The organism is Amycolatopsis sp. NPDC051102, from assembly GCF_040682815.1.
Lineage (GTDB): Bacteria > Actinomycetota > Actinomycetes > Mycobacteriales > Pseudonocardiaceae > Amycolatopsis.
The window spans coordinates 146,746-161,183 of record NZ_JBFBBT010000003.1; the positions used below are offsets into that span (position 1 = coordinate 146,746).

Sequence of the window (14,438 nt, forward strand, 5' to 3'; positions counted from 1 at the left end):
AACGTTGTTCGTAAGACGAACGCTGTTCGAGGGGGATCTTGTGACTACGTCCGAAGCTGATGTCCGTGATGTGCTGGGCCGGCTCGTCGACGCGTGGAACCGCGGCGACGCTGCCGCGTACGGGCGGCTCTTCACCGAGGATGCGGACTACGTGACGTTCTTCGGGCTGAACTTCCCGGGCCGGGAGGCGATCGAAAGCTCGCATCGCGCGCTGTTCGAGGGGCCGTTGAAGGGGTCGAAGCTCACCGGGTCGCTGGGCGCGGCGGCGAAGGTGCGGTTCGTCCGGCCGGACGTCGCTGTGGCCGTGGTCGGCGGCGGCTCGTCGCTGAGCGGCGCGGAGGTTGCCGACGAAGGGCGCGAGTCGACCGTTTCGTTCGTTCTCGTCCAGGAAGGAGGCGAGTGGCTGATCACGGCGTTCCAGAACACGCGGGTTTCGGATCCGCGCGGGTGAAAACGCTTGCGGAGGCGTCGGGGGTGGTCGCGCGGCCGCCCGCGGAGGTGTTCGAGCGGCTGCGGCACCGGCTCGCCGGAGGCGGCCACCCGATGCGGATGGACGTCGACCGCTCGCGCGGGTTCGTCGCGGTGCAGGGCGGCTGGTGGTACCGCGGGGAGTACCGCGTCACGGCGGATCCCGGCGGCGCCCGCGTCGAGCACCGGGTCGTCAACGCGGCCACGTGGGGGCGGTGGGGCGTGCCGCTGGCCAACCGGTTCTTCATCGGGTTCCGCGGGAAGGTCGCTGCCGGGTTCGGGAGGTTGCTCGAGGAACTGGGTACACCTGAGTAGCCGCGCGCCGTTTTCGGCGCGTACGCTGACTTAGGTAAGCCTTAGCGATGGTTGGAGTGGCCGATGGCTGAAGCACCCCGGCGGTCCGGGCGTCCCGCGGTGCGGCTGCGGGTGCTGCGCACCGAGCGGCTGACCCCGCACATGATCCGGATCGTCGCGGGCGGTGAGGGCATCGGCGCGTTCGAGCCCAACGCGTTCACCGACGCCTACGTGAAGGTGCTGTTCAAGGTGCCCGGCGTCGAGTACCCGGAGCCGTTCGACGTCCAGGAGTGCCGCAGCACGATGCCGCGGGAGCACTGGCCGCGGCAGCGGTCCTACACGGTCCGGGCGTTCGACGCGGAGGCCGGCGAGCTCGTCCTCGACTTCGTCCACCACGGCGACGAGGGCATCGCGGGCCCGTGGGCGGCCACGGCCGAGCCGGGTGACGAACTGCTGCTGCTCGGGCCGGGCGGCGCCTACGCGCCGGGTACCGAGGCGGATTGGCACCTGCTGGCGGGGGACGAAAGCGCGTTGCCGGCCATCGCCGCGTCGCTCGAAGCGCTCCCGGCGGGCGTCCCGGCGCACGCGGTGATCCTGGTCGAGAACGCGGACGAGCAGCAGCCGCTGGTCACGAAGGCGGACGCGCAGATCACCTGGCTGCACCGGGCGGACGGCGGTGACGTCGCCGCGGCGGTGCGCGAGCTGCCGTGGCGCGAGGGCGTCGTCCAAGCGTTCGTGCACGGCGAGGCGGGGTTCGTCCGCGAGCTGCGGCGCTACCTGCTCGACGAGCGCGGGGTTCGGCGCGAGCTGCTGTCGGTTTCGGGGTACTGGCGCTACGGCAAGAACGACGAAGCCTGGCGCGAGGAGAAGGCGGCCGAGCGGGCGCGCGAGAAGTGACGAGCAGGCCGCCCACACCCTCATCGGCACAGTAACCTCGCCGCATGGCGGATTTCGAGGTGGACGTCGACCCGGCCGAAGCCGGCTTCGACGCGGCACGGCTGTCCCGGATCGACGCGCACTTCGACCGGTATGTCGACAGTGGACGGTTACCGGGCTGGCTCGCGGTGGTGAGCAGGCACGGCCGGATAGTCCACCTGGGCCGCGGCGGCCACCGGGACGTCGAGGCGGGCCTGCCGGTCGAGCCGGACACGCTGTGGCGCATCTTCTCGATGACCAAGCCGATCACCTCGGTCGCGGCGATGATGCTGGCGGAAGAGGGCCTGCTGGAGCTGGACGACCCGATTTCGCGCTGGCTGCCGGAGTTCGCGTCACCGCGGGTGTACGTCAAGGGATCGGCCCTGGCCCCCGCAACCGAGCCGGCGACCGCCCCTATCCGCGTCTGGCACCTGCTGACCCACACGGCAGGCCTGACGTACGGCTTCCACCACGGCCACCCGGTGGACGCGATCTACCGCGCGGCGGGCTTCGAGTGGGGCACCCCGCGGGGCCTCGACCTGGCGGCCTGCACGGAGAAGTGGGCTGAGCTGCCGCTGCTGTTCCAGCCGGGCACGGAGTGGAACTACTCGGTGGCAACGGACGTCCTCGGCCGCCTCGTCGAGGTGGTCTCGGGCCAGCCCCTGGACGAGTTCTTCGCCGCACGCTTTTTCTCGCCACTGGGCATGACGGACACGGCATTCGTGGCCCCATCGCCCTCCCGCTTGGCGGCGATGTACGTACCGGACCCGGCTTCGGGCCGAGCGGTACGCAACGACGCATTCGGCCGCCTGGGAACGGCCCAGCCGGACTGCCTCTCCGGCGGCGGAGGCCTGGTCTCGTCGGCAGCGGACTACTGGCGTTTCACGGAGATGCTGCTGCGCGGCGGCGAGCTGAACGGCGAGCGGCTGCTGTCCCCGCGAACGGTGTCCCTGATGGCAAGCAACCACCTCCCGGGCCACGTGGACCTGGAGCAGTTCGGCCGCCCGTTGTTCGCGGAGATGCCCTTCGACGGCCACGGTTTCGGCCTGGGCTTCTCGGTACTGGAGGACCCGGTGAAGGCCCGCACGCTGTCCTCGGCAGGCGAGTTCGCCTGGGGCGGAGCGGCATCCACGGCGTTCTGGGTGGACCCGGACGAGGCCCTGACGGTGGGCTTCTACACCCAGCTGCTGCCGTCGAGCACCTACCGCCTGCGCCCCCAGCTGCGGCAGCTGGTCTACCAGGCGCTGGTGGACTGAGGCGGCTGTTGCACCGGGTCGGCGGTGCGCGACAGTACTGGCATGGTGAGTGAGCCGGTCACGAGAACCCTGTCAGCAGCCGAAGGGCGTACGACGAGGCAGCCGCTGCAGTGGTGGGTAGTGCCCGCGGTCGCGAGCGTGGTCCTACTCGTCAGCGCCGCGGCGCTGGTCCTGCTTTGGACGTGGGTGGACCGGCTCGGACTGGGCACCAAGGAGTTGGCCACCGCGGAGCTGGACGTGGTGAAGGTGGTGTCCGGAATCGCCGTGGGCGGGGGTGGTTTGTTCGCCCTCTACCTGGCGGCTCGCCGCCAGCGAACGCAGGAACTCGAACTCGCACAACGGGAGACCGTGCACGCCCTTGCGGTGCGGGTCGCCGAGAACACCGAGAAGGACGCCGCCGAGAGGCGGGTTACCGACTTGTACGCCAAGGCGGTGGAGCAGCTCGGCTCGGACAAGGCGCCGGTACGGCTGGGTGGGATGTATGCCCTGCGCCGCTTGGCTCAAGATGATCCGAGGCAGCGTCAGACCATCGTCGACGTGATGTGCGCCTACCTCCGGATGCCCTTCACGCCGCCGGGCGAAGAGCTGGGCGATCAGGCCGATCCGGCGGAGATCGAAGCCTCACGCGCACGGAACGAAGAGCGGCAGGTCCGTCTGGCCGCGCAGCGGATCCTCGGGACTCACCTGGCACCCGAGCGCGTCGGTGTGCCGGCCGGGAACTACTGGCCGGATGTGGACATCGATCTGACCGGAGCAACGCTAATCGACTTCGAGTTCGCGGGATGCAAGCTGCGCACAGCTGCCTTTGACGGCGCTCGCTTCCTCGGTGCGGCTGATTTCTTCGGAGTGACCTTTGCTGGCGATGCCTCATTTCGAGATGCGAGATTTCTTGGGCGCACCAACTTTCTTCTTGCACAATTCCTTGGTAACGCTTTTTTCATTGGTGCGACATTCCACTCCTTCAGTGAATTTCAGGGAACGGGATTTTTCGGGTTCACGAGCTTCCGAAAGGTTCAGTTTGACGTGGAAGCATCGTTCTTGCAGGCGAGGTTTAAATGTGTCGACAGGTTGCACTCGAACCGTGTGGAATTCGGCGGCGTGCGCTTTCGTGGTGACGTGAACTATGGGTGGGTCAGGTTTGATGTCGATGCTGATTTCGGATCGTGTACATTCGGCGGGCGCTCAGACTTCACGTCTTCTCAATTCGGTGCTGGCGCGCGCTTCAGTGGGGCGGTATTCGCCGAAGATTTCGGATTCAATAGCGAGATCGACCGTAACGGTCGGGGTCTCCCGGAATCACCGATCTGGGTTCGGCTGGATGTGTCGCCCTCCAAATATGATCTCGGACATTCGTGGCCGGAAGGGTGGACGGTGGTGCCGGCCGAAGGGCGCCCCGATACCAACGACACCGGCTCGTGGGGACACCTGGTCGAAGCCGGGGAAGACGAGTGAGCGCCTTCCCCGGCTTCTCGCTACCGGATCACGCGGTGAGTTTCGGGATGATCTGCGAACCGTAGGCCGACAGGGTCGTCTCGCGGTCGTCGTGCATCAAGTACAGCGAGAACTGGTCCACGCCCAGCTCCGCCAGTTCCTGCAGCCGGGAGATGTGCGCGGACGGCGGGCCCAGCAGGCAGAAGCGGTCCACGATCTCGTCCGGGACGAACTCCGTCGATGGGTTGCCCGCCTTGCCGTGGTGGCTGTAGTCGTAGCCTTCGCGTTCGCGGATGTAGTCCGTCAGCTCTCGCGGTACCGCGCCCGATGAGCCGTAGCGGGTCACCAGGTCCGCGACGTGGTTGCCGACCATTCCGCCGAACCAGCGCAGCTGTTCGCGCTGGTGCGGCAGGTCTTCGCCGACGTACGCCGGGGCTGCGACGCAGATCGTGATGCCGCCCGGGTCGCGGCCGGCCGCCCTGGCCGCGTCGCGGACTGCGCCGATCGTCCAGCGGGCGATCGCCGGGTCCGCGCACTGGAGGATGAAGCCGTCGGCGTGCTCGCCCACCGTCTGCAGCGCCTTCGGCCCGTAGCCGGCCATCCACATCTCGAGGCGGCCGTTGCGGATCCACGGGATCTGGACGGTCTTGTCGTTCATGGTCACCGCGCGGCCCTCGGCCAGGTCCTTGACCACGCGCATGCAGTCGCGCACGGTGGCCAATGTGGACGGTGGCTTGCCGACCACGCGGTGGGCCGAGTCGCCGCGGCCGATGCCGCAGACCGTGCGGTTGCCGTACATGTCGTTCAACGTGGCGAACGTCGACGCCATCACCGACCAGTCCCGCGTCCCCGGGCTGGTCACCATCGGTCCCACGACGAGCGACGAAGTCGCGGCCAACACAGCCGAGTAGATGACGAACGGTTCCTGCCACAGGACGCACGAGTCGAACGTCCAGCCGTAGCGGAACCCGCAGTCCTCGGCGTCCTTCATCAGCCGCACGACGTCCCGCGCCGGCGGGTCCGTCTGCAGGACGATTCCGAAGTCCATGGCGGCCTCAGTTCAGGTACTGGTTGAGCGAGCGGGACAGGAACTTGCCGTGGGACGTCGACCCCGTGAACCCGTCGGGCGACACGATCACGCGTCCGCGGGAAAGCACCGTGTGCACGCCACCGGTGATCTCGAACCCTTCGTACGCCGAGTAGTCCACGTTCATGTGGTGCGTTGCCGCCGACAGAGTCTGGCGAGCCGAAGGGTCGTAGATGACGATGTCCGCGTCCGAACCTGCCGCGATGACTCCCTTCCTCGGGTACAGCCCGAACATCCGTGCCGGCGTCGCGGAGCACGTCTCGACCCACCGGCCGAGCGTCAGTTCACCGGCGACGACGCCCTGGTGCAGCAGGTCCATCCGGTGTTCGACGCCCGGGATCCCGTTCGGGATGGCCCGGAAGTCGCCGCGGCCCAGCTCCTTCTGGTCCTTGAAGCAGAACGGGCAATGGTCGGTGGACACCACGGACAGGTCGTTCGTCCGCAGCCCGCGCCACAGGTCGGCCTGGTGGGACTTCTCCCGCAGCGGCGGTGAGGCGACGTACTTCGCGCCCTCGAAGTCCGGCTTCGCCAGGTCTTCGATGGACAGGTACAGGTACTGCGGGCACGTCTCCGCGAAGACGTTCTGACCGTCGTTGCGCGCCTCCGCCACGGCCGCAAGCGCTTGCGACGCCGACAGGTGCACGATGTACAACGGCGATCCGGTCACCTTCGCGAGCTGGATCGCCCGCGATGTCGCTTCTCCTTCCAGCTCCGGCGGGCGGGTGAGGCCGTGCTGCACGGGATCGATGTTGCCCGCGGCGAACGCCTGCGCCGCCAGCTGGTCGATCGCGATGCCGTTCTCCGCGTGCATCATGATCGTAGCGCCGATTTCGCGCGCTTTCTGCATCGCGAGCAGGATTTCCCCGTCCGTGGAGTAGAACACCCCCGGGTACGCCATGAACATCTTGAAGCTGCCGACGCCGCCGTCGATGCAGGCTTCCATCTCCTTCAGCGACTGGTCGTTGACGTCGGAGACGATCATGTGGAAGCCGTAGTCGATCGCGCAGTTGCCGTCGGCCTTGGTGTGCCATTTGTCCAAAGTGGACAGCAACGACGTGCCCTTGGCCTGTACGGCGAAGTCGATGATCGTGGTCGTGCCGCCCCACGCGGCCGCCGTCGTCCCGGTCGAGAACGTGTCCACCGAATGGGTGCCGCCGAACGGCATCTCCATGTGGGTGTGGGCGTCGATCCCGCCGGGCAGCACGTACTTCCCGGTGGCGTCGATCGTCTCGTCGCTGGACAACGTGCCGGGCGCCCCGACGGCGGCGATGGTCTCGCCGTCGACGAGGACGTCCGCCAGGAGCGCGCCCGAGGGCGAAACGACCTGACCGCCCTGGATGAGCGTGGTCATCAGGCCTCCGCGAGCGGGCCGTAGGTGTCCGGGCGGCGATCGCGGTAGAACGCCCACGTGTTCCGGACTTCCTCGAGCAGCGACATGTCGAGGTCGCGCACCACGACCTCGTCTTCGGTGTCGGAGGCGGCTTCGTCGATCAGCTGGCCGCGCGGGTCGACGAAGTACGTCTGGCCGTAGAAGTCGTTGTCGCCCAGCGGTTCCACGCCCACCCGGTTGATCGCGCCGACGAAGTACTCGTTCGCCACCGCGGCCGCCGGCTGCTCCAGCTTCCACAGGTACTGCGACAGGCTGCGGCTGGTCGCCGACGGGTTGAACACGATCTTCGCCCCGGCCAGGCCGAGCGCGCGCCAGCCCTCCGGGAAGTGCCGCTCGTAGCAGATGTAGACGCCGATGCGGCCCACGGCCGTGTCGAACACCGGGTAGCCGAGGTTGCCGGGGCGGAAGTAGAACTTCTCCCAGAACCCCTTGACCTGCGGGATGTGGTTCTTCCGGTACTTGCCGAGGTAGGTGCCGTCGGCGTCGATCACCGCGGCCGTGTTGTAGTAGACGCCGGGCTGCTCGACCTCGTACATCGGCACGATCAGCACGATCCCGTGGCGCTCGGCCACCTCCTGCATCAGCTTGGTCGTCGGCCCGTCGGGGATGGCCTCGGTGTAGGAGTAGTAGTCGGCGTCCTGCACCTGGCAGAAGTACGGCCCGTAGAACAGCTCCTGCAGGCAGACGACCTGGGCGCCCTGGGAAGCGGCGGTGGCGATGTGGTCGACCGCCGCCTTGATCATGGACTCCTTGTCACCCGTCCACCGCTGCTGGATCAGGCCGGCTCGAACCACGCTCACTGATTTCCTCCTTCGTCGTGGACAAGGGCATGGAGAAGGCGGCGAAGACGGCGAACGCGCCGACCAGGCCGACCACCCAGTTGTAGTCGTAAAGCGGCTTGAGGAACGGGATGAGACCCGCGTCCGGGAACGGCCCGCCGTAGGCGCCGCCGACCGCGAGGACGGCCCCCACCAGGGTGGCGACCAGCGCGCGCCAGTTCCAGCCGCCGCTGAACCAATACACCCCATCGGGTGTGTAGAGGTCCTTCAGCCGCAGCTTCGTGCGGTTGATGACCCAGTAGCCGGCGACGAGCACCCCGGCGACCGCGCCGAGCAGGCCGCCGTAGAAGCCGAGCCAGGCGAAGATGTAGATGTTCGGGTCGGAGTACAGCCGCCACGGCTGGATGAGGATGCCGATGACGCCGGTGATCCCGCCGCCGACCGCGAACGTGATCCGCTTCGGGAAGGCGTTCGAGAAGTCGTAGGACGGGCTCACGACGTTGGCCGCGAGGTTGGCCGAGATCGTGGCGAGCACCAGCGCGACGAGGGCGACGACGACCACGACCGGGCTGGTGAACTTGTCGGCCAGCTGCGCCGGGTCCCAGATGTCCTGGCCGTAGAGCACGTGGCCGCCCGAGGTGGTCAGGATGGCCACGATCGCGATGAACGTCATCGTCGTCGGCAGGCCGAGGATCTGGCCGCGGACCTGCTTGCGCTGGCTGCCACCGAACCGGGTGAAGTCCGGCATGTTCAGCGACAGCGTCGACCAGAACGCGATCATCGCCATCAGCGACGGCGCGAACACCTTCCAGAAGTCCGGGCCCCAGCCGAGCTTGCCGCCGTCGGACAGGATCGGGCCGAGCCCGCCCGCCTTGACCAGCACGTACCCGAGCATGATCAGGAAGCCGACGGACACCAGCGGCGCCGTCCAGTTCTCGAACCGGCGGACCGCGTCCATGCCGCGCCAGATGATCAGCATCTGGCCGATCCAGAAGACCACGAAGGACAGCCAGAGCGTCCAGTGCTGCCCGGCGACGACGGCGGAGTCGCGCCACCACGAGCCGAGCAGCCGCCCGAGGATGACGTAGATGGCCTCGCCGCCGACCCACGTCTGGATGCCGAACCAGCCGCACGCGATGAACGCGCGCAGCAGCGCGGCCAGGTTGGCACCGCGCAGGCCGTAGAACGCGCGGGCGAACACCGGGAACGGGATGCCGTACTTGGTGCCGGCGTGGCTGTTGAGCAGCATCGGGGCCAGCACGACCAGGTTGCCGATCGTGATGGTGAGCAGCGCCTGCACCCAGTTCATGCCGAGCGCGATCAGCGACGCGGCCAGGGCGTAGCTGGGGATGTTGTGCGCCATCCCCATCCAGAGCGCGAAGTAGTTGTAGGTGGTCCAGGTCCGTTTTTCGACGGGGACGGGGGCCAGCTCTTCGTTGAAGAACCGGCTGCCTTCGAGAGACCCGACGTCGGCGGGGTCGAGCTCGACCCGGCCGTCGTCGTGCACGCGCTGGTCTGCGGGTGTCGGCGCCATTGCGGAATCCTGCGCGCCTGCTCAGCGCCGGGGCAACGGCAGTCTGTTCACTCTTCGCTGATCAGGAGTGCAGTCTGTCGATTGCGCGAACGGGTCCCGAGGTGCATGACCTGCGTCACACATCCGGCCGTCACGAACCGGCAAAGCGCGTGAAACGTCTCCACAGGATCTCCACACTTCACGCGGACCGTCTCCACCGGAGGTGCTTAGGGTCGTGGCCATGGAACTGGGTGGGCGGCGGGTGCTCGTCGTCGAGGACGACGTCACGATCGCCGCGTCGATCGCGGCCCGGCTGCGGGCCGAGGGATTCGCCGTGGAGGTCGCCCACGACGGGCCGGCCGCGGTCGCGGCGGAGGCGTCCGGGGAGCCGGACCTGGTCGTGCTGGACGTGATGCTGCCGGGGTTCGACGGCCTGGAGGTCTGCCGCCGGATCCAGGGACGGCGGCCGGTGCCGGTGCTGATGCTGACCGCGCGGGCCGACGAGACGGACATGCTGGTCGGGCTGGGCGTCGGCGCCGACGACTACCTGACGAAGCCGTTCTCGATGCGGGTGCTGACCGCCCGGGTGCACGCGCTGCTGCGGCGCGTCGAACGCTCTTCGTCGGTGACGGGCACCCGGATCGTGCTCGGCGACCTCGAAATCGACGTCGACCAGCGGCGCGTCGCCCGGGCCGGGGTCGCGGCGCAGCTGACGCCGATCGAGTTCGACCTGCTGGTCCACTTCGCGCGGCGGCCGCGGGTGGTGCAGCCGCGGGAACGGCTGCTGTCGGAGGTGTGGGACTGGGACGTCCATGGCACGTCCGCGGCCACCCGCGCGGTGGACAGCCACATCAAGGCGCTGCGGCGGAAGCTCGGCGCGGATCTCATCCGGACGGTGCACGGCGTCGGCTACGCGTTGGAGGCGGGATCGTGAACTTCGTGCCGCGGCCGCTGGACCGGATCCGGTCGATCAAGCTGAAGCTGGCGATCCTGATGGTGGCGTCGGGCGGGGTGGCGTTCGCGTTCTTCAACTGGCAGATCGGCTGGCTGCCGCCGAAGACGACGATCACCGCGATGGTCCTGGCGCTGGTGTTGTCGCAGGTGCTGGCCCACGGGATGACCCGGCCGCTGCGGGAGATGACGGCGGCGGCGCGGGCGATGGCGAAGGGCGACTACACGCGCCGGATCCGCGCGACCACGCGCGACGAGGTGGGCGTGCTCGCCGGGGCGTTCAACCAGATGGCGGGGGACCTCGGCGACGCGGACCGGCAGCGCCGCGAGCTGATCGCGAACGTCTCCCACGAGCTGCGGACGCCGATCACGGCGCTGAACGGCGTGCTGGAGAACCTGGCCGACGGCGTCGAAGATCCCGATCCGGCGACGTTGAAGACGGCGCTGCAGCAGACCGAGCGGCTGGCGAAGCTGGTCGACGAGCTGCTCGACCTGTCCCGGTTGGACGCGGGGGCGATGCCGCTCCACAAGACGTCGTTCCCGTTGTCGACGTTGCTTTCCGAAGCGGTCTCGGAGGCGGCTCTCGTGCGCGGGGTCCGGTTCGAGGTCTCGGTGTCGCCGGCGGACGCGGTGGTGGTCGCCGACCGCGGCCGGCTGTTCCAGGTGGTGGCGAACCTGCTGGAGAACGCGGCCCGGCACGGCCCGGCGGGCGGGGCGGTGCGCGTGCTGGCCGAGGTGCGCCCGGGCGAGGTGCGGATCGACGTGTGTGACGAGGGGCCGGGGATCGCGCCGGCGGACCGGGAGCGGGTGTTCGAGCGGTTCACGCGGGGGGAACGGCCCTCCGGCGGGGGGACCGGGCTGGGGCTGGCGATCGCCCGGTGGGCGGTGGAGCTGCACGGCGGGACGATCGGCGTGGTCGATCCTTCGGCCGGGACGGGCGGCCGGATCCGGGTGACGCTGCCGGTTTAGGTCTTTCTTTCGGAGTGGTCCGCGGATACGCGGGCTGCGAAATTCGCAAAAGCGAACGTGGGAGCGGGCGAGATGCCGAAGAACAGGATTGACGTGCCCGGGGAACCGGGGGATGGGAAGCCGGTGCCGCGCGGGAAGCGGCCGGTGGTGGCTGATGGGGGCGGGGACTGGCCGGGGGGTGGCGGGGTTCCGGGCGGGGCGGGGGCCGGTGGGGGACCTGCCGCCGGCGGGGCGGGGATGGCCGCTTCGGTGCTCGGGGAGCCTGGCGCGGGGAAGGGAGTGCCGCTTGGGAGGCGGCCGGTGGTCGCCGATCGGGGTGGGGATCGATGGGGGCCTTCCGGCGCGCCGGCAGCCGGCGGAGGACCAGCCGCCGGCGCGCCGGCGCCTGGTGGGGTGGCCGTCGCCGCTCCGCCCGTGTTCATCCGGCCGCTGCCACCGCCGAAGTCCGCTGTGGTGCCCCTGCCGCCCGCCGTCCTGCCCGCTGCCGGCGTGGCCGGGGTCGCCGGGGCGCTGCTGCTGCCCGTCGACCGGCCCGGGATCGGGTGGCTGCTCAGCGGGCTGGCCGTCGCCGCCGGGGTGGTCGTCGCCGATCGGCGTTCGCGGTCGGAAAGCAGCTTCACCTGGCGCAATGCCGCGTGGGCCGGCCTCGCCCTCGCGCTGCTCGCCATGGGGGCTGTGCGGGCGTCCGGGTGGTTGTTCGCGCTCTGCGTGCTCGCCGCCGTGGTGGCCGGGTCGCTGGCCGTCGTCGGGAAACGGACGGTCAACTCCGTTCTCTACGACATGCTTGCCCTGCCCGTCGAGGCGTTCCTCGCCCTTCCGTGGGTCGGCCGCGGCGTCGGGCGCTTCACCGCCCGGCGCGACGGTGTCGCCCGGCGGATCGCGCTCGCCGTGCTCGCCGCCGCCGCGCTCGTCGGGGTGTTCGTGCCGCTGCTCGCCAGTGCCGATGCCGCCTTCGCCGCGGTCGTCGACGCGATGATCCCCGATCTCAGCGTCGCGACGCTCGTGCGGTGGTGCGCGGTCTTCGCCGTCGTCGCGCTGGCCGTCGCCGGGGCGTGCTACTTCCTCGCCGCGCCACCGCGCCGGGCGTCGGGCGATCGTCCACACCGGACGGCATACGGTCTGGAGTGGACGGTCCCGCTCGTGGTGCTGCTCCTGGTGTTCGGGGTTTTCGTCGGCGTGCGGCTGGTCGTGCTGTTCGGCGGGACCGAGTACGTCCTGCGCACGAGCAACCTGACCTCGGCCGAGTACGCCCGCGGCGGCTTCTGGCAGCTGTGCGCGGTCACCGTGCTGACGCTCGCCATCGTCGCCGCGGCACTGCGGTGGGCGCCGGACGCGACGAAGGCCGACCGGCTCCGCCAGCGCGTCCTGCTCGGAACGCTCAGCGCACTGAGCCTGGTCCTGGTCGGCTCCGCGTTGAGTCGCATGTGGACGTACCAGGAGGCGTACGGCTTCACGGTCCTGCGGCTGCTGGTCGAGGTCTGCGAACTGTGGTTCGGCGGGCTGTTCGTGCTCGTGATGGCGGCCCTGGTGCAGCTGCGCCCGGCGTGGCTGCCCCGCGCGGCGATCGCCACGGCGGCGGGGGCGCTGCTGATCCTCGCGGTGCTCGACCCGGAACGCCTGATCGCCGACGCCAACCTCGATCGCGCGGCGGCAGGCAAGCCCCTCGACCACCGCTACCTGGCGGGGTTTTCCGCCGACGTGGTCCCGGTCGTCTCGGCGAGGTTGCCGGAACCGCTGCGCACGTGCGTGCTCCGGCAGGTCCTGGCGGGTGACGCACCGGACGGCTGGCCGGCCTGGAACCTCAGCCGCTCGACGGCCCGGGACGTGACGCTCGCCCCGCCGGCCCCCTGCGGCTGAACCGGACCGGCGGGTAGCGCGTGGTTAAGAGTTACGCGGAAGCCACCGGGCCGTCGTGGGGGCGACCCGGCGGCTTCCGCGCGCTCAAAGACGCGAGGAGGGCTTCCCACGATCGGGTGGTGACGGAGAGTGTTCCGCCGGCCCGGTCCTTCGTGTCGCGGATCTGGGACAACCGAACCTCGACACATTCCTCAGTGCCGCTGTAGGAGGATTTCCGCCAGGTGGCATCTGACATTTCAGGCCTCCAGTTCGGTGATCACCCCCTGGATGAGCTGATCGGAGTCGTGCTCGCTCAACGCCAGGGAGGACAGGTTCTTGTTGGCCGCACGGTAACCAGCCACATCGTGCTCGTCGTAAACATACCCGCTGCCCCGGTGGTGCTCCAGGTAGACGATGGCGGGCAGGTCCGCGTAATCGAAGACGATGAACGGCCCGTACAGCCCCGGGTGGTAGCCGACGCCATTCGGCACGATGCGCACCGACACGTTCGGCAGCCGCATCCGCGAGCGCAGGTAGGTGAGCTGTTCGGCCATGACCGCGGGGCCGCCGATGTTCTGGTGCAGCACCGCCTCGCCGAGCAGGATCCTGCACGGCAGGCGGTGGCGGCCGGTCAGCAGTTCCCGGCGGGCGAGCCTGGTCATGACCTGCTTCTCGATGTGCGCCGCCGGGTGGCCCGTGGTGGCGAAGATGGCCCTGATGTAGGCGGGAGTCTGGAGGAGGCCGGGCACCAAAGCGGGCGCCCAGCAAGCCATGCTGGTCGCGGCCCGCTCGTATTCGAGGTAGGTCGCAAGCCGCTCGGGTGCGTCCACCGCATGGTCGAGCCAGTTGGGCTCGGTGGCGGTGCGGGCCAACTCGACCAGCCGCGCGCGTTCCGCGGGGCCCACCCGCAGCGCCCCCAGAATCGTGGCGAGTTCATCGATCTTCGGGATCCGCTTGCCGCTCTCCCAGTTGGAAATGTTCTGCGGTGGCACGTCGATCATCCGGCCGAGTTCCCGGACCTTCAGGTTCCGGGCCTGCCGGGCTCTTCTCATCCCGAACCCCAGGGCACGGGCCCGGGGCGTGGCGATCGGTGGTGGCATGGGGCACAGCCTGCCCGCGAGCAGGCCGTGCCCTTTCAGGTGATGCCGTTCTCTTGTCGCAAACCGGCGTCAGAACGCGAACACGTCGTCCGAATCGCGGTCCGCCTCACAACGGTTCGCGTACGTCGTGCGGTACGACACCGGTTTGCCGTGCCAGGTGCCGATCGCCGTCACGTCGACCGGGGCGTAGATCAGCGTGCACATCTGGTGCCGTGCGGTGATCCGCGAGAAATCGCCGTCCACGCCGGAAAGCACCGCGCACGCCTTGTCGCGCTTCGGGTGCGTGCCGCCGGTGGGCTCGCACGTCAGGAGCACCGATCCGACGTGGTTGGCAGTGTCGTGGCTGGTCAGCTGCAGCGTCGACGCCGGGGGTTGCGCCGGCGCCAGACAACCGAGGCTCATCAAGCATGCTGCGAGGGGGATCATGGCCATATCGGTTCCATCGGCAG

At 69.3% G+C, this 14,438-nt stretch carries 15 protein-coding genes; 8 read left to right on the forward strand and 7 right to left on the reverse strand.

Features of this window, described 5'->3' with window-relative positions; translation table 11 throughout:
- Nucleotides 1-40 precede the first annotated feature (40 nt).
- From AB0M93_RS11025 to AB0M93_RS11045, 5 genes are all read left to right on the forward strand, one after another.
- Nucleotides 41-451: an SgcJ/EcaC family oxidoreductase gene (locus AB0M93_RS11025; RefSeq protein ID WP_364271070.1), complete on the forward strand. Its 411-nt coding sequence runs from the start codon at nucleotides 41-43 to the stop codon at nucleotides 449-451.
- Entirely contained in the window at nucleotides 448-783 is a 336-nt protein-coding gene (locus AB0M93_RS11030) for a hypothetical protein (RefSeq protein ID WP_364271073.1), read from the forward strand. The genes AB0M93_RS11025 and AB0M93_RS11030 overlap by 4 nt, the downstream gene beginning before the upstream one ends.
- 63 nt (nucleotides 784-846) lie before the next feature.
- Complete coding sequence (locus AB0M93_RS11035; RefSeq protein WP_364271076.1) at nucleotides 847-1,659, forward strand: siderophore-interacting protein; 813 nt, start codon at nucleotides 847-849, stop codon at nucleotides 1,657-1,659.
- Between the two features lie 44 nt (nucleotides 1,660-1,703).
- Nucleotides 1,704-2,933 (forward strand): serine hydrolase domain-containing protein, encoded by a 1,230-nt coding sequence (locus tag AB0M93_RS11040; RefSeq protein WP_364271079.1) that lies wholly within the window; start codon nucleotides 1,704-1,706, stop codon nucleotides 2,931-2,933.
- A 42-nt stretch (nucleotides 2,934-2,975) separates the two neighbouring features.
- The gene (locus AB0M93_RS11045) at nucleotides 2,976-4,385 is read left to right on the forward strand and encodes a pentapeptide repeat-containing protein (RefSeq protein ID WP_364271081.1); all 1,410 of its coding nucleotides are present in this window, start codon (nucleotides 2,976-2,978) and stop codon (nucleotides 4,383-4,385) included.
- Nucleotides 4,386-4,413: 28 nt separating this feature from the next.
- Here AB0M93_RS11045 and AB0M93_RS11050 read toward each other — a convergent pair whose 3' ends face one another.
- Genes AB0M93_RS11050 through AB0M93_RS11065 form a run of 4 tightly spaced genes read right to left on the reverse strand, consistent with a single transcriptional unit; the run spans nucleotide 4,414 to nucleotide 9,154 of the window.
- The gene (locus AB0M93_RS11050) at nucleotides 4,414-5,412 is read right to left on the reverse strand and encodes a TIGR03842 family LLM class F420-dependent oxidoreductase (protein WP_364271083.1); all 999 of its coding nucleotides are present in this window, start codon (nucleotides 5,410-5,412) and stop codon (nucleotides 4,414-4,416) included.
- Between the two features lie 7 nt (nucleotides 5,413-5,419).
- Nucleotides 5,420-6,802 carry a dihydropyrimidinase gene (gene hydA / locus AB0M93_RS11055; protein ID WP_364271085.1) on the reverse strand — a complete coding sequence of 461 codons (1,383 nt, stop codon included), beginning with the start codon at nucleotides 6,800-6,802 and terminating at the stop codon, nucleotides 5,420-5,422.
- Entirely contained in the window at nucleotides 6,802-7,584 is a 783-nt protein-coding gene (locus tag AB0M93_RS11060) for a nitrilase-related carbon-nitrogen hydrolase (protein WP_364272831.1), read from the reverse strand. Before AB0M93_RS11060 ends, hydA begins: the two co-directional genes overlap by 1 nt.
- Before the next feature lie 10 nt (nucleotides 7,585-7,594).
- Nucleotides 7,595-9,154 carry an NCS1 family nucleobase:cation symporter-1 gene (locus tag AB0M93_RS11065; protein ID WP_364271087.1) on the reverse strand — a complete coding sequence of 520 codons (1,560 nt, stop codon included), beginning with the start codon at nucleotides 9,152-9,154 and terminating at the stop codon, nucleotides 7,595-7,597.
- Between the two features lie 220 nt (nucleotides 9,155-9,374).
- Between AB0M93_RS11065 and AB0M93_RS11070 the strand changes: the two genes are divergently transcribed.
- The 3 genes from AB0M93_RS11070 (at nucleotide 9,375) to AB0M93_RS11080 (ending at nucleotide 12,910) form a co-directional block, all read left to right on the forward strand.
- Nucleotides 9,375-10,067 carry a response regulator transcription factor gene (locus tag AB0M93_RS11070; RefSeq protein WP_364271089.1) on the forward strand — a complete coding sequence of 231 codons (693 nt, stop codon included), beginning with the start codon at nucleotides 9,375-9,377 and terminating at the stop codon, nucleotides 10,065-10,067.
- On the forward strand, nucleotides 10,064-11,053 hold the full coding sequence (locus tag AB0M93_RS11075) for an ATP-binding protein (RefSeq protein ID WP_364271091.1): 990 nt from the start codon (nucleotides 10,064-10,066) through the stop codon (nucleotides 11,051-11,053). Before AB0M93_RS11070 ends, AB0M93_RS11075 begins: the two co-directional genes overlap by 4 nt.
- Nucleotides 11,054-11,446: 393 nt before the next feature.
- Nucleotides 11,447-12,910 (forward strand): DUF4173 domain-containing protein, encoded by a 1,464-nt coding sequence (locus AB0M93_RS11080; protein ID WP_364271094.1) that lies wholly within the window; start codon nucleotides 11,447-11,449, stop codon nucleotides 12,908-12,910.
- 31 nt (nucleotides 12,911-12,941) lie between these two features.
- Here the strand turns inward: AB0M93_RS11080 and AB0M93_RS11085 are convergent, their stop codons facing one another.
- The 3 genes from AB0M93_RS11085 to AB0M93_RS11095 form a co-directional block, all read right to left on the reverse strand.
- Nucleotides 12,942-13,145: a DUF397 domain-containing protein gene (locus AB0M93_RS11085; RefSeq protein WP_364271097.1), complete on the reverse strand. Its 204-nt coding sequence runs from the start codon at nucleotides 13,143-13,145 to the stop codon at nucleotides 12,942-12,944.
- A gap of 1 nt (nucleotide 13,146) precedes the next feature.
- Entirely contained in the window at nucleotides 13,147-13,989 is an 843-nt protein-coding gene (locus AB0M93_RS11090) for a helix-turn-helix transcriptional regulator (RefSeq protein ID WP_364271100.1), read from the reverse strand.
- Between the two features lie 69 nt (nucleotides 13,990-14,058).
- Nucleotides 14,059-14,391, reverse strand: coding sequence for an SSI family serine proteinase inhibitor (locus tag AB0M93_RS11095; RefSeq protein ID WP_364271103.1), 333 nt, complete (start codon nucleotides 14,389-14,391; stop codon nucleotides 14,059-14,061).
- Nucleotides 14,392-14,438 lie beyond the last annotated feature (47 nt).